Genomic DNA, 20,458 nt, shown 5'->3' on the forward strand with positions numbered 1-20,458 from the left:
GGTGCGGCGCGCGTTCATGCCCGGAGAGCCGGCGGGGCGGTCAGTCGCCCAGGTGGTGGATCCGCACCAGGTTCGTGGTGCCGGGCTCACCGGGCGGCGAGCCGGCCGTGATGATCACGGTGTCGCCCTTGGCGTAGTCCGACAGCTTGAGCATCTCCCGCTCCACCAGCAGCACCATGTCGTCGGTGGTGTCCACGTGCTCCACCACGAACGTCTCCACGCCCCAGGTCAGCGCGAGCTGGTTGCGGGTCGAGGGGTCGGTGGTGAACGCGAGCACCGGCTCCGGCACCCGGTAGCGGGCCAGCCGGCGGGCGGTGTCACCGGACTTGGTGAAGGCCACCAGCGTCTTGGCGTCCAGGAAGTCGGCCAGCTCGGCGGCCGCGCGGGCCACCGCGCCGCCCTGGGTGCGCGGCTTCTTGCCGGGGGCCAGCGGCGCCAAGCCGCGGCACAGCAACTCCTCCTCGGCGGCCTCCACGATCCGGGACATCGTCTTGACCGTCTCGATCGGGTACTTGCCGACCGAGGACTCGGCGGACAGCATCACCGCGTCCGCGCCGTCCAGGATCGCGTTGGCGACGTCGGATGCCTCGGCGCGGGTCGGCCGGGAGTTGGTGATCATCGACTCCATCATCTGGGTCGCCACGATCACCGGCTTGGCGTTCCTGCGGCACATCTCGACCAGCCGCTTCTGCACCATCGGCACCTGCTCCAGCGGGTACTCCACCGCCAGGTCGCCGCGGGCCACCATCACCGCGTCGAACGCGGCGACGACGCTCTCCATGTTCTCCACCGCCTGCGGCTTCTCCACCTTGGCGATGACCGGGACCCGGCGGCCCTCCTCGTCCATGACGCGGTGCACGTCGCGGACGTCCTTGGCGTCCCGCACGAAGGACAGCGCCACCATGTCGGCGCCCATCGCCAGCGCGAACCGCAGGTCGGCGATGTCCTTCTCGGACAGCGCCGGCACGTTCACCGCCGCGCCCGGCAGGTTGATGCCCTTGTGGTCGGAGATGACACCGCCCTCGACGACCAGCGTGCGGACCCGGGGGCCGTCCACCTCGATGACCCGCAGGGCCACGTTGCCGTCGTTGATCAGCACCGGGTCGCCCTGCGAGACATCGCCGGGCAGACCCTTGTAGGTGGTGCCGCAGATGGTCTTGTCACCGAGGACGTCGTCCTCCGCGGTGATGGTGAACTCATCACCCGACACCAGTTCCACCGGTCCGTCGGCGAACTTGCCGAGCCGGATCTTGGGACCCTGGAGGTCGGCGAGCACGCCGATGGCCTTCCCGGTCTCCTCGGCCACCTTGCGCACCCGCCGGTAGCGGTCCTCGTGCTCGGCGTGGCTGCCGTGGCTGAAGTTGAAGCGGGCCACGTTCATGCCGGCCTCCACCAGTGCCTTCAACTGGTCATAGGAGTCAACGGCGGGACCCAGGGTACAGACGATCTTCGCTCGGCGCATGGGCTCTATCCTATCCGTTTGTTCCGCTCCGGAATTTTCCTGGGGGTGCCTTGCGCTCGGACGGTTCAACCGCCGGCGGTCCCGCAGGCCAGGGCGTAGGTGTCGCGGGCGATCTCCAGCTCCTCGTCGGTGGGGACCACCGCGACGGTCACCCGCGAGGACGGCGCGGAGACCACCCGGGCGCCATTGCCCCTGACCGCGTTCCGCACCGGATCCATGGTGACACCGATATTGTCGAGACCCAACAAAGCCGCGGTGCGAACCGCGACTGAATTCTCGCCGACGCCCGCCGTGAACGCGATGGCGTCCACCCGGCCGAGCACCGCCGTGAAGGCGCCCACATAGCGGCGCAGCCGGTGGACGTAGACGTCGAACGCGAGCTGGGCGGCCTGGTCGCCCTCGGCCATCCGGCGGCCGATCTCGCGCATGTCGTTGTCGCCGCACAGCCCGAGCAGCCCGGACTTCTTGTTCAGCAGCGTGTCGATCTCGTCGGTGTCCAGGCCCGCCACCCGCTCCAGGTGGAAGACCACCGCGGGGTCGATGTCACCCGAGCGGGTGCCCATCACCAGCCCTTCGAGCGGTGTCAGGCCCATCGAGGTGTCCACGCACACCCCGCCGCGCACCGCCGAGGCCGAGGCGCCGTTGCCCAGGTGCAGCACGATCACGTTGACCTCGGCCGGGTCCTTGCCGAGCAGCGCGGCGGTGGCCCGCGAGACGTACGCGTGCGAGGTGCCGTGGAAGCCGTAGCGGCGGATGCCGTACCGGTCGGCGGTCGCCGCGTCGACGGCGTAGCGGGCCGCGGCCTCCGGGATGGTGGCGTGGAAGGCGGTGTCGAAGACGGCCACCTGCGGCAGGTCGGGGCGCAGCCGGCGGGCCACCTCGATGCCGGTGATGTTCGCCGGGTTGTGCAGAGGTGCCAACGGGACCAGGTCCCTGATGCCGGCCAGCACGTCGTCGGTGATCAGCGTGGGCCGGGTGAACCGGGTGCCGCCGTGCACCACCCGGTGGCCGATCGCGGCGAGTTCGGGGGAGTCGAGGCCGAGGCCCTGGCCGTCCAGCTCGTCGGCGACCCGGCGCAGCGCCGCCGCGTGGTCGGCGGTGCCGCCCTCCTCGCCGATCCGCTCCACCAGACCCGAGGCCGGCCGGGACTCGTCGGCCATGTCGATCAGCTGGTACTTCACCGACGAGGAGCCGGAGTTGAGCACCAGAACCCGGGTGCCGGTCATGCGGTCTCTCCTTGTACGCCGTCGTCCTGCGCGCTGCTGTCCCGTGCGCCGCTGTCCGGCGCGCCGCTGTCCGGCGCGCTGCCGTCCTGTGCGCTGTTGTCCTGGGCCTGGATCGCGGTGATCGCGACCGTGTTGACGATGTCCTGCACCAGCGCCCCGCGGGACAGGTCGTTGACCGGCTTGCGCAGGCCCTGGAGCACCGGGCCGACCGCGACCGCGCCGGCCGAGCGCTGCACCGCCTTGTAGGTGTTGTTGCCCGTGTTGAGGTCCGGGAAGACCAGTACGGTGGCCTGCCCGGCGACCGCCGAGCCCGGCATCTTGGTGGCCGCCACCGAGGGCGCCACCGCCGCGTCGTACTGGATCGGCCCCTCCACCAGCAGGTCGGGGCGCTGCTCGCGGAGCAGCGCGGTGGCCGCGCGCACCTTGTCCACGTCAGCGCCCGAGCCCGAGGTGCCGGTGGAGTACGACAGCATGGCGATCCGCGGCTGCACGTCGAAGCGGGCCGCGGTGCCGGCCGCCTGGATCGCGATGTCCGCGAGCTGCTCGGCGTCCGGGTCGGGGTTGACCGCGCAGTCGCCGTAGACCAGCACCTTGTCGGCCAGGCACATGAAGAACACCGACGAGACGATCGCCGCGTCCGGCCGGGTCTTGATGATCTCGAAGGCCGGCCTGATCGTGGCGGCGGTGGAGTGCACCGCGCCGGACACCATCCCGTCGGCCAGCCCCTCCTGCACCATCAGGGTGCCGAAGTACGACACGTCGGCGACCACGTCGTAGGCCAGCTCGTAGGTGACGCCCTTGTGCGCCCGCAGCTTGGCGTACAGCGCGGCGAACCGGTCCCGCAGCGGCGAGGTCTGCGGGTCGATCACGCTCACGGCGGGATCGTCCAGCGCGATGCCGAGGTCGCCGGCCTGCCTGCGGACCGCGTCCTCGTCGCCCAGCAGCGTCAGGTCGCACACGCCCCGGCGCAGCAGCACCTCCGCGGCCCGCAGGATGCGCTCCTCCGCGCCCTCGGGCAGCACGATCCGCCGCCGGTCGGCGCGGGCCCGCTCGATCAGCGCGTGCTCGAACATCATCGGGGTGACCCGGGAGGACCGGGCCACCGAGAGCCGCTCGGTCAGCTCGGCGGTGTCCACATGAGTCTCGAACAGCCCGAGCGCGGTCTCCGCCTTGCGCGGGGTGCCCGCGCCGAGCTTGCCGTCGAGGGCGAAGAGGCCGGCCGCGGTCGGGAACGAGCCGGTGGCCACCGCGAGTACCGGGGTGCCGGGCGCCAGCCGGTTCGCCAGCGCCAGGATGTCCGGGCCCGGCTTCTCGTCCAGGGTCAGCAGGACACCGGCGATCGGCGGCGAGCCCGCCGAGTGCGCGGCCAGCGAGCCGATGATCAGATCGGCCCGGTCGCCCGGGGTCACCACCACGCAGCCCGGGGTCAGCTTCGGCAGGAACGTCGGCAGCATCGCGCCGCCGAAGACGAAGTCCATCGCGTCCCTGGCGAGGCCGGCGTCGTCGCCGAGCAGCACCTCGGCGCCCAGGGTCTCCACGATCTGCGCGACCGTCGGCGCGGACAGCGCGGGCTCGTCCGGCAGCACGTACACCGGTACGTCCGGCATGCCGTGCAGCAGCGCGGCCGTCTCGTCGGCCGCCGCCGTATCGACCCGGTTGGCGATCAGCGCTATGACGTCGCAGCCCAGGTTGGTGTACGCGTGGTGGGCGTTGCGGACCTCGGCCACCACCGACTCGGCGTTCTGCTCCCGGCCGCCGACCACCACCAGCACCGAGGCGCCGCACTCGTTGGCCAGCCGGGCGTTGACGCCCAGTTCGGCCGGCAGGTTGGTGCCGGCGAAGTCGGAGCCGAGGATCAGCACCGTGTCGTAGTCGGCGGCCACCCGCAGGTAGCCGTCCACCAGGCGGGCGGTCAGCGCCTCCTGGCCCTGCTCGCCCTGGAGCGCGGCGGCCTCCTCGTAGCCCATGCCGAAGACGGTGGCCGGATCCTGGGTCAGCCGGTAGCGGCTGCGCAGCAGTTCGAAGATCCGGTCCGGGGTGTCGTGCACCATCGGGCGGTACACGCCGACCCGGTCCACCTGCCGGGTGAGCAGCTCCATCACCCCGAGCTCCACCACCTGGCGGCCGTCGCCGCGGTCGATCCCCGTGACATAGACGCTGCGCGTCACCCCTGTGCTCCGTTCGTGGCGCCCGGCACTTCCGCGTACGGACGTACGCCCCCCTGACGCTAGCGTCTCCGGCTCCGCCTCGCGGTAGGACGTGTCCCTGCGGGGCTCGTCGTGCGCCGGGACGCACATGGCCGCGCCCTGCGGGGCGCGCCCCGCATCGTCCTACGCCGCGCGAGGCGCGCCGTGCACGTAGGGTGAACGTGAGTGAGGGAGGAGGCGGGTGCCATGGAGATCCTGGCCACCGGGGTACAGCGCGACGAGCGGCCCCTGCTGGAGGCGGCCTTCGCCGGGCGGCACGACATCCGCTGCCTCGAGACGTTCCTCACCGCCGACACTCTGCCGCTCGCCGCGGGCTACGAAGGGGTGTCCACCAGCGTCAACGCCGTGCTGGACGCGCCGGTGCTGGAGGGTCTGGTACGCGGTGGCACCCGGCTGATCATCCAGCGGTCCACCGGCTACAACAACATCGACCTCGCGCACGCCGAGCGGCTCGGGATGACCGTCGCCCGGGTGGCCCATTACTCACCGTACGCGGTGGCCGAGTTCGCCTGGACGCTGGCATCCGCCCTGAACCGCCGGATCGTCCGGGCCGCGAGCCGCACCAGGGACTTCGACTTCCGGCTCGACGGGCTGCTCGGCCGGGACTTCCACGGCCGCACCGTCGGCGTCATCGGCACCGGCAAGATCGGCACCGCGTTCACCGGGATCGCCCGCGGCTACGGCATGCGGATCCTCGGCTGGGACATCGCGGTCAACGACGCCTGCACCGAACTGGGCATGGAGTACGTCGAGCTGGACAGGATCTTCCGCGAGGCGGACGTGATCAGCCTGCACGTGCCGCTGATGCCCTCCACCCACCACCTGGTCGGCGCCAGGCGGCTGGCCGCGATGAAGGACGACGCCATCCTGATCAACTCCAGCCGCGGCGGCCTGATCGACTCGGCCGCACTGGTCGAGACGCTGCGTGAGGGCCGGCTCGGCGGGGTCGGGCTCGACGTGTACGAGGAGGAGGCCGGGGTCTTCTTCTACGACAAGTCGCTGGAGGTGATGACGGACGACACGCTCGCCCGGCTGCTGACGTTCTCGCACGTGCTGATCACCTCGCACCAGGCGTATTACACGGTGGACGCGGTCGAGGAGATCGCCGCGGCCACCGTCCGCAATGTGGACGACTATCTCGCGGGGCGGATCACTGAGTGCACGCTGATCCCCAAGGGGCCGTGACCGCCGCCGACACCTCGGCGCGCGGGGACGACTCCGGCACCGGCGAGACCACCTGACACCTCTGATGGAGACACAGCCCCATGCGCATCGGGATCCTCACCGCCGGCGGCGACTGCCCCGGCCTCAACGCCGTCATCCGGTCCGTCGCGCACCGGGCGCTGACCGGCCACGGCGACGAGGTGATCGGTTTCGAGGACGGCTTCGTCGGCCTGCTCGAAGGGCGCTTCCGACCGCTCGACCTCAACTCGGTGAGCGGCATCCTGGCCCGCGGCGGCACCGTACTCGGCTCGGCCCGGCTGGAGCGCAACCGGCTGCGGGAGGCCGCCGAGACCGCTGACGCGCTCTGCGAGCGGTACGGCATCGACGTGCTGATCCCGATCGGCGGCGAGGGCACGCTGACCGCCGCCCGGATGCTGTCGGACGCCGGGATGCCGGTGATCGGCGTGCCCAAGACGATCGACAACGACATCAACGGCACCGACCGCACCTTCGGCTTCGACACCGCGGTCACCGTCGCCACCGAGGCCATCGACCGGCTGAAGACCACCGCGGAGTCCCACCAGCGGGTGATGGTGGTCGAGGTGATGGGCCGGCACGCCGGCTGGATCGCCCTGGAGGCCGGCATGGCCGGCGGCGCGCACGGCATCTGCGTGCCGGAGCGGCCGTTCGACCCGGCCGACCTGGTGGCGATGGTCGAGGAGCGGTTCAACCGCGGCAAGAAGTTCGCCGTGATCTGCGTGGCCGAGGGCGCGCACCCGGCGAAGGACACCATGGAGTACGGCGTCGGCGAGATCGACAAGTACGGCCACGAGCGGTTCACCGGCATCGGCACCACCCTGGCGCGCGAGCTGGAGGCCCGGCTCGGCAAGGAGGCCCGCCCGGTCATCCTCGGCCACGTGCAGCGCGGCGGCGTGCCCACCGCCTACGACCGGGTGCTGGCCACCCGCTTCGGCTGGCACGCGGTGGAGGCCGCCCACAAGGGCGCCTTCGGCCACATGACCGCCCTGCACGGCACCCGCATCTCCCTGATCCCGCTCGCCGACGCGACCACCTACCTCAAGACCGTCCCCGAGGACCGCATGGAAGAGGCCGAGTCGGTCTTCTGACCCGGCCCCTCCAGGCGTTCGCGTGCCCCGGGTCTACGCCTCCGAGGCCGGGCGCAGCCAGACCGTGGAGAGCGGCGGCAGCGTCAGGGTGATGCTGTGGGGGCGGCCGTGCCAGGGGGAGGGCTCGGACTTCAGGGGGTCGCCGATCGGGACGCCGCTGCCGCCGTACTGCTCCTCGTCGGTGTTCAGCGCCTGCACCCAGACCGCCTCGGGGGAGCCGAGCCGGTAGGACTTGCGCACCACCGGGGAGAAGTTGCTGACGCACAGCAGCGGCCGGCCGTCGGCGTCGTGGCGCAGGAAGGAGAACGTGTTGTCCTCCGCCGCGCCGCCGTCCAGCCACTCGAAGCCGGCCGGGTCGGTGTCGCGCTGCCACAGCGCGGGTGTGCCGGTGTAGACCGCGTTCAGGTCGCGCACCAGGTCGCGCACCCCGCGGTGGTCGGCCGCGGCCGTGTACGTCTCGTCGAGCAGCCACCAGTCGGGGCCGCGGTCGTGCGACCACTCCGCGCCCTGCGCGAACTCCTGGCCCATGAACAGCAGTTGCTTGCCCGGGTGGGCCCACATGAAGCCCAGGTACGCGCGGACGGTCGCCCGCTGCTGCCACCAGTCGCCCGGCATCTTGCTGACCAGCGAGCCCTTGCCGTGCACCACCTCGTCGTGCGAGATGGGCAGGACGTAGTTCTCGCTGTACGCGTACACCATCGAGAACGTCATCTCGTTGTGGTGGTACTTGCGGTGCACCGGCTCGTGCGAGACGTACTCCAGCGAGTCGTGCATCCAGCCCATGTTCCACTTCAGGCCGAAGCCGAGGCCGCCGAAGCCGGTCGGGCCGACGTGGTCGGTGGCGCGGGTGACGCCGTCCCACGCGGTGGACTCCTCGGCGATGGTGACCGCGCCCGGGCAGCGCCGGTAGACGGTCGCGTTCATCTCCTGCAGGAAGCCGACCGCGTCCAGGTTCTCCCGGCCGCCGTGCTCGTTCGGCCGCCACTGTCCGCCCTCGCGGGAGTAGTCGAGGTAGAGCATCGAGGCGACCGCGTCCACCCGCAGCCCGTCGATGTGGAACTCCTCACACCAGTACACCGCGTTGGCGACCAGGAAGTTGCGGACCTCGGTCCTGCCGTAGTCGAAGATCAGCGTGCCCCAGTCCGGGTGCTCGGCCCGCAGCGGGTCGGCCGGCTCGTACAGCGGGGCGCCGTCGAACCGGGCCAGCGCCCACTCGTCCTTGGGAAAGTGGGCCGGCACCCAGTCCATGATCACGCCGATCCCGGCCCGGTGCAGCGCGTCCACCAGGAACCGGAAGTCGTCGGGCGTGCCGAGCCGGGAGGTCGGGGCGTAGTACGAGGTGACCTGGTAGCCCCACGAACCGCCGAACGGGTGCTCGGCGACCGGCATCAACTCCACGTGCGTGAAGCCGAGTTCCGAGACGTACGCGGGCAGCTGCTCGGCCAGCTCGCGGTAGCTCAGCCCCGGCCGCCAGGACGCCAGGTGCACCTCGTACACCGAGAACGGGGCCCGGTGCACGGGGGTGTCGGCGCGGTGCTCCATCCACCGGGCGTCCTGCCACGCGTAGTCGGACTCGGTGACGATCGAGGCGGTGGCCGGCGGCAGCTCGGTGGCCCGGGCCATCGGGTCGGCCTTCATGCCGCGCGAGCCGTCCGGCCGGGCGATCTCGTACTTGTACGCGGTGCCCGCGCCGATGCCCGGGACGAACAGCTCCCACACGCCGGACGAGCCCAGCGAGCGCATCGGGAAGCCGGTGCCGTCCCAGAAGTTGAAGTCGCCGGCCAGCCGCACCCCGCGGGCGTTCGGCGCCCACACGGCGAAGCGGGTGCCGGTCACGCCGGCGTGCGTCATCGGCTCGGAGCCGAGCGCCTTCCACAGCTGCTCGTGCCGGCCCTCGTTGATCAGGTGCAGGTCGAGTTCGCCGAGCGAGGGGAGGAACCGGTAGGGGTCGTCGACGGTGTGCTCGCCGTCCGGGTACGTCACCGCCAGCCGGTAGTCGGGGATCTCGGTGAGCGGGAGCACGGCGCCGAAGAGGCCGTCGCCCTCGTCGGTGAGTTCTGCTCGGAGGCCCGGTGCGGTGACGGATACGGCCGTCGCGAACGGGCGCAGCGCGCGGAACCGGATGCCCCCGGGCACGGGGTGCGCGCCGAGCACGCCGTGCGGGTCGTGGTGCTCCCCGTTGAGCAGCCGCCACTTCTCCCCATCATCCAGCCCGGTCACCGATTCCCCCGCTTCCCTGTGCCCCGTAGGGGCGCGGGGAACTGCGCGCTCAGCCACGTCGTTGCTGCGGTCCGTCACCGGCCCAGAGGGGCTGTTGCTGCCGTCTCCGGACCACCCACCGGTGGTGGGTTGCTCGCGCAGTTCCCCGCGCCCCTGAGGGTTCACCGGGGCCGTCTGCGAGGCGGCGGGGAACGGCGTGTCCTGGTCGTAGCCGCGGGCGGCGGCCTCCGGCAGCGAGCCGGAAGCATGGGTGGTGCTGCGGTCGATACCGCGCGCCTTTTCGGGGGGTGTCACGGGTGGGTCTCCTCGGAGAGGGCGGCGTCGGAGGGGGCGGCGGCGAGGCGGGCCAGCGCGGAGAGCGGGATCGGAAGCCAGGCCGGGCGGTGCCTGGCCTCGTACCGGGCCTCGTACACCGCCTTGTCGGTCTCGAAGGCCCGTATCAGCACGGGCTGTTCGCGCGGGTCGATGCCGGAGACGGCAGCGTATCCGGCGCAGAAGGCGTCCCGGTGGCGGGCCGCCCAGGGGCCGTTGCCGCTGTGGTGGGCGGCGTAGTCGAAGGAGCGCAGCATGCCGGCCACGTCCTGCACCGGCGGGAACATCCGGCGCCGTTCGGCCAGCGGGCGGGCGGGCTCGCCCTCGAAGTCGATCAGCACCCACTCGCCGTCGGCGGCGCGCAGCGCCTGGCCGAGGTGCAGGTCGCCGTGGATGCGCTGGGCGAGCACCGGTCCGGCCGTCGCGGACGCGCCGAGCTTGGACAGGTCGTCGAACGCGGAGCGCAGCCCGTCGGCGAACGGCCGGACCGCCGGCACCTCGGCCGCCGCCTCGGCCAGCCGCGCCGCCATCGCCGAGGCGATACGTTCCAGCGCGGCGCCGTCGAGCGGCTTGACCGGCAGCGCCTCGGCGAGCGACGCGTGCACCTCCGCGGTGGCCCGGCCGAGTCCGGCCGCCTCCGCGGTGAAGTCGCCGTCCTCGGCCACCGAGGCGAGCGCCAGCGCCCAGCCGTCGGCGGATCCCGGCAGGAAGCGCTGCAGCACCCCGAGGGTGGTCGGCTCGGCGCCGCCGCCGTCGCCCTGCGGGCCGCCGTCCAGCGCCTCGAACCAGGCGACCGGCTCGGCCACCCGGCGCGACCCGGCGCGGGCCAGCGCGAGCGACAGCTCCAGGTCGGGGTTGGTGCCGGGGGAGACCCGGCGGAAGAGCTTGAGGATGAACGCGTCGCCGTAGACCACCGAGGTGTTGGACTGCTCGGCGGTGGACACCCGCGGCGCCGGCCGCTCGGGCAGCCCGGCCGTCGGCTCCACGGTGAAGCGCAGCTGTCCCGCGCCGGCCCGCTCGGGCTCCCTGAGCAGCTCGAACAGCACCGCGGCGAGCCGCGGGTCGTGCGGCGCGTCGTAGAGCGTCAGGCCGTCGTACGGCCCGCCCTCGGCGCGGCCGAGCGCGGTGCCCACCAGCGACGACGGCAGCAGCGGATGCGCGCCCAGCAGCAGCTGGTAGCAGTCGGCGGGCCGGCCCTGCTGCTCCACGTCGACCAGCACGTGCAGCAGCCCCAGCGGGCCGAGCCGGCCGCCCGGCGGCACCAGCTCGGTGGCCGCGGCCAGCCGGAACCGGCCGATCGGCAGGCCCTTGCCGGCGAACCAGCGCTGCTTGGGCAGCCAGCCGCGCAGCAGCGGGTCGAGGGAGCCGAGCAGGCCCGGCACCAGATCGCGTTCTGGGGCGCGTTCGGTGGCAGGGGAGGTACGGGTCCAGGAGCGGTCCGACATGACGTCCTTTCCCCGGGGAAGTCGCGCACCCTGCCGCTGCTCTGCGCGGTGGGGGCGCCAGCCTCCCGGATGACGGGTTCTGGCTGTCCGGCGACACGGGGAGCCTGCCCCGGGCGGGTGACAGGAAACCGCCGTACGGGTCCGCCCGCATGGTGTTCCGGTGCCGCATTGCGACCGGTACTGATCGGGACGGGCCTGGGGTGCTGCTGTGGGTCCTTCTGGATCCTGCCAGGGGTACGGGCGGCGCGCTACTCGGCGCCGCTCGAACCGGGGGGCCGGAGCGGCCGGCCCCCCGCTGTCAGACCCGGTCCTTGCGCAGCCGGAACCAGTAGAAGCCGTGGCCCGCGAGGGTGAGCAGGTACGGAAGCTGGCCGATCGCCGGGAAGCGCACCCCGCCGATCAGCTCCACCGGATGGCGGCCCGCGTAGCGGCGCAGGTCCAGCTCGGTGGGCTGGGCGAACCGGGAGAAGTTGTTCACGCACAGCACCAGGTCGTCGCCGTCCTCCCGGAGGAAGGCCAGCACGGCCGGGTTGCTCGACGGCAGCTCGGTGTAGGAGCCGACGCCGAAGGCACGGTTCTGCTTGCGGATCTCGATCATCCGCCGGGTCCAGTGCAGCAGCGAGCTGGGTGAGCTCATCTGCGCCTCGACATTGGTGACCTGGTAGCCGTACACCGGGTCCATGATCGTCGGCAGGAACAGCCGGCCGGGATCACTTGAGGAGAAGCCCGCATTGCGGTCGGGCGTCCACTGCATGGGCGTACGGACCGCGTCCCGGTCGCCCAGCCAGATGTTGTCGCCCATGCCGATCTCGTCGCCGTAGTACAGAATGGGCGAGCCCGGCAGCGAGAGCAGCAGCGCGGTGAACAGTTCGATCTGGTTGCGGTCGTTGTCCAGCAGCGGGGCCAGCCGGCGGCGGATGCCGATATTGGCCCGCATCCGCGGATCCTTGGCGTATTCCGCGTACATGTAGTCGCGTTCCTCGTCGGTCACCATTTCGAGGGTCAGCTCGTCGTGGTTCCGCAGGAAGATGCCCCACTGGCAGCTCGCCGGGATCGCCGGGGTCTTCGCCAGGATCTCCGAGACCGGATAGCGCGATTCGCGCCTGACGGCCATGAAGATGCGCGGCATGACGGGGAAGTGGAACGCCATGTGGCATTCGTCGCCGCCCTTGCGGAAGTCGCCGAAGTAGTCCACGACGTCCTCGGGCCACTGGTTGGCCTCGGCAAGCAGCACCGTGTCCGGGTACTGCGTGTCGATCTCCTCCCTGACCCTTTTCAGGAACGTGTGGGTCTGCGGCAGGTTCTCGCAGTTGGTGCCCTCCTGCTGGTAGAGGTACGGCACCGCGTCCAGCCGGAATCCGTCGATGCCCAGGTCGAGCCAGAAGCGCAGCGCGGCCAGGATCTCCTCCTGCACCTGCGGGTTCTCGTAGTTGAGATCCGGCTGGTGGGAGAAGAACCGGTGCCAGTAGTACTGCTTGCGCACCGGGTCGAACGTCCAGTTGGAGGTCTCGGTGTCGACGAAGATGACGCGGGCGTCGCTGAACTGCTTGTCGTCGTCGGCCCAGGTGTAGTAGTCGCCGTAGGGACCGTCGGGGTCGCTGCGGGACTGCTGGAACCACTCGTGCTGGTCGCTGGTGTGGTTCATGACGAAGTCGATGATCACGCGCATACCGCGCTGGTGCGCGGCATCCACGAACTCCACGAAATCCGCCAGGTCGCCGAATTCGGGCAGCACCGCGGTGTAGTCGGCGACGTCGTATCCGCCGTCCCGCAGCGGGGAGGCGAAGAACGGCGGCAGCCAGAGGCAGTCGACGCCCAGCCATTGCAGATAGTCGAGCTTGGCGGTGATCCCCTTCAGGTCGCCGACTCCGTCGCCGTTGCTGTCCTGGAAGGAACGGACGAGGACTTCGTAGAACACCGCCCGTTTGAACCACTCGGGATCACGGTCCTTTGCGGGGGTGTCCTCGAAGGTGTCAGGAACGGGTTCGTTGACGATCAACTGAGTGACCCTCCGATCGATGGAGACGGTCGCAGTGACAGGACGTGCGCGGGCGCGCGGCCCGGCTCAAGGCGCACATAGTTGCTACTGCCCCAGTGGTAGGTCTCGCCGGTGAGCTCGTCGCGCACCGGGATCGACTCGTGCCAGGAGAGGCCGAGTTCTGGCATGTTCAACGACACGGTGGCCTCCTGGACATGGAATGGGTCCAGGTTGACGACCACCAGTACGACATCGTCGTCGCGGCGCTTGGAGTACGCCAGCACCGCGTCGTTGTCCACTGGGTGAAATGTGATGTCGCGCAGCTGCTGGAGTGCCGGATGGCGGCGCCGCAGCCGGTTCAGGGTGGTGAGCAGCGGGGCCAGCGAGCGCCCCTCCGCCTCGGCCGCCGCCCAGTCGCGCGGCCTGAGCTGGTACTTCTCCGAGTTGAGGTACTCCTCGCTGCCCGGCTTGGCAGGGGTGCCCTCGCACAGTTCGAAACCCGCGTACACGCCCCAGCTGGGGGAGAGCGTCGCGGCCAGCACGGCCCGCACCTCGAACGCCGGCCGGCCGCCGTTCTGCAGGTAGCCGTGCAGGATGTCGGGGGTGTTGACGAAGAAGTTCGGCCGCATCCAGGCGGCCTTCTCGCCGCTCAGCTCCCGCAGGTAGTCGGCCAGCTCGTCCTTGCCGGTGCGCCAGGTGAAGTAGGTGTACGACTGCTGGAAGCCGATCTGGCCGAGCATGCTCATCATGGCCGGCCGGGTGAACGCCTCGGCCAGGAAGATCACATCGGGGTCGGTGCGGTTGATGTCCGCGATGACCTTCTCCCAGAACACCACCGGCTTGGTGTGCGGGTTGTCGACCCGGAAGATCCGCACCCCGTGGCCCATCCAGTGCCGCAGCAGCCGCAGCGTCTCCTTGACGATGCCGGCGAAGTCCTCGTCGAAGGCCACCGGGTAGATGTCCTGGTACTTCTTGGGCGGGTTCTCCGCGTAGGCGATCGTGCCGTCCACCCGGTGGCTGAACCACTCCGGGTGCTTGGCCACCCACGGGTGGTCCGGCGAGCACTGGAGGGCGAAGTCCAGCGCGATCTCCAGCCGCAGCTCGCGGGCCCGCGCCACGAAGAAGTCGAAGTCCTCGATGGTGCCGAGGTCGGGGTGCACCGCGTCGTGGCCGCCCTCCGGCGAGCCGATCGCCCACGGCGAGCCGACGTCGTGCGGGCCCGCCGAAAGGCTGTTGTTGGGTCCCTTGCGGAACGCTGTGCCGATCGGGTGAATCGGCGGCAGGTACAGCACGTCGAAGCCCATCGCGGCCACCGCCGGCAGCCGGTCGGCGGCGGTACGGAAGGTGCCGGAACGGGGCGGCTCGCCGTCCACGACCACCGCGCCCTCCGAGCGCGGGAAGAACTCGTACCAGGACCCGTACAGCGCCCGCTGCCGCTCCACCTGGAGCTGTACCGGCTGGGCCGCGCTGACCAGCTCGCGCAGCGGGTGCCGGTCGAGCACCGCCACCACGTCGGGAGCCAGCGCCGCCGCGTGCCGGTCGGCGGGCGGCCGCGACTCGTCGCGCAGCGCGTCCACCGCGGCCAGTACGGTGGCCCGGCCGTCCTTCTTCGGCACGCCGGCCGCCGCCCGCTCGTGCAGTCGGGCGCCCTCGGTCAGCACCAGGTCGGTGTCGATGCCGGCCGGGATCTTGATGCCCGCGGTGTGCCGCCAGGTCGCCAGCGGGTCCGACCAGGCCTCCACCGTGTACGTCCAGCGGCCTTCGCCCGTCGGGGTGACCCGCGCGCCCCACCGGTCGGTGCCGGGCTCCAGTTCGCGCATCGGGGCCCACGGGCCGGGCCGGCCGCTGGGATCGCGCAGCACCACGTTGGCGGCCACCGCGTCATGCCCCTCGCGGAACACGGTGGCGGTCACCTCGAACGTCTCGCCGGCCACCGCCTTCGCGGGGCGGCGTCCGCAGTCCACGAGCGGGCGGACATCGACTACGGGGATACGACCGATCATTTCCTCACCTGACAGGGCTGGATAGGGCAGTGCGGGTAGCGGCGGTGCGGCGGGAGGCGTGACCGGTACAGGTGGGCGGCTTCCCTTGAGCGCTTCAGCTCTTTTTAACTGTTCTTGGCGGTGTCGGCTTGCCTGGATGGTCGCTCGGAACCGCGTTCACTCGGGTGGCGGGGGTTCGTCCGCCCGGAGGTCGCGCACGGGGGAGCCTGCCCCGCGTACCGGCGGAGAACGCACCTGGATGCCGCGTTTCGGGAGCGCGTCACGGATGCCTGGATCCGCGGTGCGGGCGCCGTGCGCCCCACCGCATCCGGCAACGCTGCCGAAATGCCGCTCCACGCCCCCCTGTGCGCCCCCGCGTACGCCGAAAGCGTCCGCGAGGCCACCGGAGAGCCCCCGTAAGCCGTCTCGTTCAAGCCCCCAGCATCGCACCCGATCGCGCACCGCGCACAGCCTTCTCCGGGAAGATCCACAGGCTTCCGCGCCCGCGCCCGGGACCGCCGGCGGTCGCCTCTGTGAGCCGTCCGCGCCGCGTTTGAACATCCAGATCGTGGAGACCGCCCGCATGCTCCCCGCCGACGGGACTACGGTCGGACCGTGAAGGCTATCCGTCGATTCACCGTGCGCACCGTCCTGCCGGAACCTCTGCGCCCGCTGGGGCAACTGGCTCAGAACCTACGCTGGTCGTGGCACCACGAGACCAGAGAACTGTTCGGATCCGTTGATCCGGAGGGCTGGCGGGCGGCCCAGAACGATCCGGTGCGGCTGCTCGGCGCCGTGTCCAAGGAACGGCTGTCCGAGCTCGCCGCGGACCGCTCCTTCCTGCGCCGGCTGGCCGTCGCGGCCGAGGACCTGGCCGACTACACCGGCAGCCCGCGCTGGTACCAGGAACAGAGTGACCTGCCCGCAGCCATCGCCTACTTCTCACCCGAGTTCGGCATCACCGCCGCCCTGCCGCAGTACTCCGGCGGGCTCGGCATCCTCGCCGGCGACCACCTCAAGGCGGCCAGCGACCTCGGCGCCCCGCTGATCGGCGTCGGACTGCTCTACCGGCACGGCTACTTCCGGCAGACCCTCTCCCGTGAGGGCTGGCAGCAGGAGCAGTACCCGGTGCTCGACCCCAACTCGCTGCCCGTCACCCCGCTGCTCGCGGAGGACGGCACGCCCGCCCAGGTCAGCCTGGTGCTGCCCGGCGGCCGGGAGCTGCACGCCCAGATCTGGAAGGCCCAGGTCGGGCGGGTCCCGCTGCTGCTGCTCGACTCCGACGTGGAGGGCAACCAGCCCGCCGAACGCGATGTCACCGACCGGCTGTACGGCGGCGGCAGCGAGCACCGGCTGCTCCAGGAGATGCTGCTCGGCATCGGCGGGGTGCGGGCGGTCCGCACCTACTGCCGGCTTACCGGCCACGCCGAGCCCGAGGTGTTCCACACCAACGAGGGGCACGCCGGCTTCCTCGGCCTGGAGCGGATCAGGGAACTCGGCAACGAGGGCCTGGACTTCGACGCGGCCCTGGAAGCGGTACGGGCCGGCACGGTGTTCACCACCCACACCCCCGTCCCGGCCGGCATCGACCGGTTCGACCGCGAGCTGGTCGGCCGGCACCTCGGCAACGACGCCGAACTGCCCGGCGTGGACATCGACCGCATTCTGGAGCTCGGCCGGGAGACCTACCCCGGCGGCGACCCCAACCTGTTCAACATGGCCGTCATGGGCCTGCGGCTCGCCCAGCGGGCCAACGGCGTGTCCACCCTGCACGGGGCCGTGTCCCGGCAGATGTTCGCCGGGCTTTGGCCGGGCTTCGACGCCGAGGACGTGCCGATCACCTCGATCACCAACGGCGTGCACGCACCCACCTGGGTGGCGCCCGAGGTGCTCAGGCTCGGCGCCCAGCAGGTCGGCGCCGAGCGCGCCGACGCGGCGCTGATGGTCGGCGGCTCCGACCGCTGGGAGGAGATCGGGGCGATCCCCGACGCCGCCGTCTGGGAGCTGCGCCGGGAGCTGCGCGAGCACCTGGTGGAGGACGTCAGGGTGCGGGTCCGCGAGTCCTGGCGGCAGCGCGGCGCGGGCGAGGCGGAGCTCGGCTGGACCGACGACGTGCTCGACCCCGACGTGCTGACCATCGGCTTCGCCCGCCGGGTGCCGTCGTACAAGCGGCTCACCTTGATGCTGCGCGACCAGGACCGGCTGCGGGCGCTGCTGCTGCACCCCGAGCGGCCGATCCAGATCGTGGTCGCCGGCAAGGCGCACCCCGCCGACGAGGGCGGCAAGCGGCTGGTGCAGCAGCTGGTGCGGTTCACCGACGACCCGCGGGTGCGGCACCGGATCGTCTTCCTGCCCGACTACGACATGCGGATGGCCCGGATGCTCTACCCGGGCTGCGACGTGTGGCTGAACAACCCGCTGCGCCCGCTGGAGGCGTGCGGCACCTCGGGCATGAAGGCGGCGCTCAACGGCTGCCTGAACCTGTCGGTGCTCGACGGCTGGTGGGACGAGTGGTTCGACGGCGACAACGGATGGGCGATCCCCACCGCCGACGGCCTCGACGACGAGGACCGGCGGGACGAGCTGGAGTCGGCGGCGCTCTACGAGCTGCTGGAGAACCAGGTCGCGCCCCGGTTCTACGACCGCGGCACACACGGGCTGCCGCAGCGCTGGATCGAGATGGTCAGGCACACGCTGACCACGCTCGGGCCCAAGGTGCTGGCCGGCCGGATGGTGCGGGACTACGTGGACCGGCTGTACGCGCCGGCCGCGCGCTCGCACCGGGCGGTACGGGGCAGCTCCGCGGTGGAGCTCGCCGAGTGGAAGCGGCGGGTGCGGGAGCAGTGGTCGCAGGTCGCGGTCGAGCACGTGGAGACCGGGTCGATCGAGGGAACGCCCGAACTCGGCTCGACGCTCAACCTGCGCGTCCAGGTCTCGCTCGGCGGGCTCGACCCGTCGGACGTCGACGTCCAGGTGCTCTCAGGCCCGGTCGACGAGTCCGACCGGATCGACCACCCGTCCGTGGTCTCCCTGAAGCCCACGGCCCGCCCGGACGCCTCCGCCCGCCACAGCTACGAGGGCCCCCTGACCCTCGACCGCACCGGCGCGTTCGGCTACACGATCCGCGTCCTGCCCTCCCACCCGCTGCTCGCCACCTCCGCGGAGCTGGGCCTGCTGGCCCTGCCCCCGGAGACCGAGGGCATGACAGCGGGCGTGCTCCGCTAGGCCCGCACACACCGATGCCCCGCCGGTTCGAACCGGCGGGGCATCGGCATGTCAGGCCGGGACTTTACGCGGCGCGGCGCCCGCGCGGGGTGCCGTCGTCGCCGCGGGCGCGGCGGCCGATCGAGCCGCCGCGGCCGGCGGGGGCGCCGGGGCCGGTGCGGCGGCCGCGGCCGGCCGCGCCCTCGCCCGCGGAGGCGCCGGTGCGGGTGCGGGCGGAGTTGCCGGTGCCGCCGGTCGCCGCGCGGCGGCGGGCCGCCTCGGACGGGGCGCCACCGCCGCCACCGCGGCGGCGGCGCGAGGACGACCCGGACTTGGGGCTCGCGGCCGGCTCGGGCGCGGGCAGCGCGATGGGCGTGCCGGACGGCTGCCGGGCGCCGGTGATCCGGATCAGGTCCGGGTCACCCGGGCGCACCCGGGACATCTGCGGCCGGATGCCGGCCTGCGTCATCAGCCGCGCGTTCTCCCGCCGCTGCTCGGGAAGCACCAGCGTGACCACGGTGCCGGACTCGCCCGCGCGAGCGGTCCGCCCGCCGCGGTGCAGGTAGTCCTTCGCCTCGGTCGGCGGGTCCACGTTGACCACCAGGTCGAGGCCCTCGATGTGGATGCCGCGCGCGGCCACGTTCGTGGCGACCAGCGCGTCGGCGGTCCCGCTGCGGAACTGGTCGAGCGCCCGGTTCCGCTGCGGCTGCGACTTGCCGCCGTGCAGCGCCACCGCCCGCACCCCCAGCCCGAGCAGCTGCTTGGTGAGCCGGTCGGCTCCGCGCTTGGTGCCGACGAACATGATCACGCCGCCCTCGCGGGCCGCGATCTCCGCGACGACCATCCGCTTGGTCGACTCGTCGACCTGGAGCACGTGGTGCTCCATCGTGGTGATCGTCGCCGAGGACGGATCCACCGAGTGGGTGACGGGGCGGTCGAGGAACCGCTTGACGAGCTTGTCCACGTTCCGGTCGAGCGTGGCGGAGAAGAGCATCCGCTGCCCGCCCGGCTTGACCTGTTCGAGCAGCCGGGTGACCTGCGGCAGGAAGCCCATGTCGGCCATCTGGTCGGCCTCGTCCAGGACGGTGACCTCGACCCGGTCCAGCGAGCAGGCCCGCCGGTCGATCAGGTCGGCGAGCCGCCCGGGCGTGGCGACCAGCACCTCCGCGCCGTTGCGCAGTGCCGAGGTCTGCCGGGTGATGGAGGCGCCGCCGACGACCGCGGTGATCCGCAGCCCGAGCACCTTCGCGTACGGGTCGAGCGCCTCGGTGACCTGTCCGGCCAGCTCGCGGGTCGGCACCAGCACCAGCGCCAGCGGGCGCTTGGCCTCGGCACGGCGCCCGGCGGCGGCGGTCCTGGTCAGCAGCGGCAGCCCGAAGGCCAGGGTCTTGCCGGAGCCGGTGCGGCCGCGGCCGAGCACGTCACGGCCGGCGAGGGAGTCGGGCAGGGTGGCGGCCTGGATCGGAAACGGCTCGGTGACGCCGCGGGCGGCCAGCGCCTCGGCGAGTCCGGGCGCCAGCGGAAGCTGGTCGAAGTTCGTGGCGTGGGGCTGGGCAGACGCGGGGGCGGACACGGCAGACACAACGGGCACTGCGGTCACAGCGGGATTTCCTTCCTCGGGCCGCCACGACGGCGGCTGCACGCGAGAGGCCCGCACCGTGCGGTGCGGGCCTCTCGTTACCGGGCGTGACTGCCCGGTGACGCCGGAATCAGGCGTTGGCGGGGCGGATGTTCTCCGCCTGCGGGCCCTTCTGGCCCTGCGTGACGTCGAACTCGACCTTCTGGCCCTCAAGCAGCTCCCGGTAGCCCTGGGACTGAATGTTCGAGTAGTGGGCGAAGACGTCGGAGCCGCCGCCGTCCTGCTCGATGAAGCCGAAGCCCTTTTCCGAGTTGAACCACTTCACGGTTCCGGTTGCCATAACAATCTCTCCTACTGGTGGGGCAGTTTCCAAATCCGCACTGTACGGATTCAGGTCGCTGTAGATGATCACCCCACACCGGAGAAATCCCGGCAAAAACAAAAGTGCGCCCGGAATCGCAATCATCCAGGCGCACAAAAAGTTCTGGGTACCACAACTGCAACAAGGTCCAGCCTACCAGAGTCCCGGGCCGGCGGCGTGGCCGCCGGCCC

Annotated in this window: 12 protein-coding genes; 3 read left to right on the forward strand and 9 right to left on the reverse strand. The window is 71.7% G+C overall.

The annotated features are described in order from the left end of the window. Positions 1-40 precede the first annotated feature (40 nt). The 3 genes from pyk to pta form a co-directional block, all read right to left on the reverse strand. A complete protein-coding gene (gene pyk / locus ACQPW6_RS29945; RefSeq protein ID WP_433892818.1) occupies positions 41-1,462 on the reverse strand; it encodes a pyruvate kinase in 1,422 nt (473 codons plus the stop codon). 65 nt (positions 1,463-1,527) lie between these two features. Next, entirely contained in the window at positions 1,528-2,688 is a 1,161-nt protein-coding gene (locus ACQPW6_RS29950) for an acetate kinase (RefSeq protein ID WP_433892819.1), read from the reverse strand. Continuing rightward, positions 2,685-4,856: a phosphate acetyltransferase gene (gene pta / locus ACQPW6_RS29955; protein ID WP_433892820.1), complete on the reverse strand. Its 2,172-nt coding sequence runs from the start codon at positions 4,854-4,856 to the stop codon at positions 2,685-2,687. The genes ACQPW6_RS29950 and pta overlap by 4 nt, the downstream gene beginning before the upstream one ends. Before the next feature lie 225 nt (positions 4,857-5,081). On the opposite strand from pta, the gene ACQPW6_RS29960 reads away from it, so the two are divergent. Together ACQPW6_RS29960 and ACQPW6_RS29965 are read left to right on the forward strand one after the other, a co-directional pair. Then, a complete protein-coding gene (locus ACQPW6_RS29960) occupies positions 5,082-6,080 on the forward strand; it encodes a 2-hydroxyacid dehydrogenase (protein WP_433892821.1) in 999 nt (332 codons plus the stop codon). A gap of 80 nt (positions 6,081-6,160) precedes the next feature. Then, entirely contained in the window at positions 6,161-7,186 is a 1,026-nt protein-coding gene (locus ACQPW6_RS29965; RefSeq protein WP_433892822.1) for an ATP-dependent 6-phosphofructokinase, read from the forward strand. A 33-nt stretch (positions 7,187-7,219) separates the two neighbouring features. Here the strand turns inward: ACQPW6_RS29965 and glgB are convergent, their stop codons facing one another. The 4 genes from glgB to ACQPW6_RS29985 all read right to left on the reverse strand — a co-directional run bounded on the left by glgB (position 7,220) and on the right by ACQPW6_RS29985 (position 15,144). After that, positions 7,220-9,700 carry a 1,4-alpha-glucan branching enzyme gene (gene glgB / locus ACQPW6_RS29970; protein ID WP_433892823.1) on the reverse strand — a complete coding sequence of 827 codons (2,481 nt, stop codon included), beginning with the start codon at positions 9,698-9,700 and terminating at the stop codon, positions 7,220-7,222. After that, positions 9,697-11,163 carry a maltokinase N-terminal cap-like domain-containing protein gene (locus ACQPW6_RS29975; RefSeq protein WP_433892824.1) on the reverse strand — a complete coding sequence of 489 codons (1,467 nt, stop codon included), beginning with the start codon at positions 11,161-11,163 and terminating at the stop codon, positions 9,697-9,699. Before ACQPW6_RS29975 ends, glgB begins: the two co-directional genes overlap by 4 nt. A 298-nt stretch (positions 11,164-11,461) precedes the next feature. Then, the gene (treS, locus tag ACQPW6_RS29980) at positions 11,462-13,162 is read right to left on the reverse strand and encodes a maltose alpha-D-glucosyltransferase (RefSeq protein ID WP_433892825.1); all 1,701 of its coding nucleotides are present in this window, start codon (positions 13,160-13,162) and stop codon (positions 11,462-11,464) included. Next, complete coding sequence (locus tag ACQPW6_RS29985) at positions 13,159-15,144, reverse strand: alpha-1,4-glucan--maltose-1-phosphate maltosyltransferase (protein ID WP_433892826.1); 1,986 nt, start codon at positions 15,142-15,144, stop codon at positions 13,159-13,161. Before ACQPW6_RS29985 ends, treS begins: the two co-directional genes overlap by 4 nt. A 594-nt stretch (positions 15,145-15,738) precedes the next feature. On the opposite strand from ACQPW6_RS29985, the gene glgP reads away from it, so the two are divergent. Next, the gene (gene glgP / locus ACQPW6_RS29990; protein ID WP_433892827.1) at positions 15,739-18,348 is read left to right on the forward strand and encodes an alpha-glucan family phosphorylase; all 2,610 of its coding nucleotides are present in this window, start codon (positions 15,739-15,741) and stop codon (positions 18,346-18,348) included. A gap of 64 nt (positions 18,349-18,412) precedes the next feature. Here the strand turns inward: glgP and ACQPW6_RS29995 are convergent, their stop codons facing one another. Both ACQPW6_RS29995 and ACQPW6_RS30000 read right to left on the reverse strand, forming a co-directional pair. Then, entirely contained in the window at positions 18,413-20,119 is a 1,707-nt protein-coding gene (locus ACQPW6_RS29995) for a DEAD/DEAH box helicase (protein ID WP_433892828.1), read from the reverse strand. Continuing rightward, positions 20,037-20,246: a cold-shock protein gene (locus ACQPW6_RS30000; protein WP_331624804.1), complete on the reverse strand. Its 210-nt coding sequence runs from the start codon at positions 20,244-20,246 to the stop codon at positions 20,037-20,039. Before ACQPW6_RS30000 ends, ACQPW6_RS29995 begins: the two co-directional genes overlap by 83 nt. Positions 20,247-20,458: the final 212 nt, after the last annotated feature.

It is taken from the genome of Streptomyces sp. CA-111067 (assembly GCF_050956065.1).
Classification (GTDB): Bacteria; Actinomycetota; Actinomycetes; order Streptomycetales; family Streptomycetaceae; genus Actinacidiphila.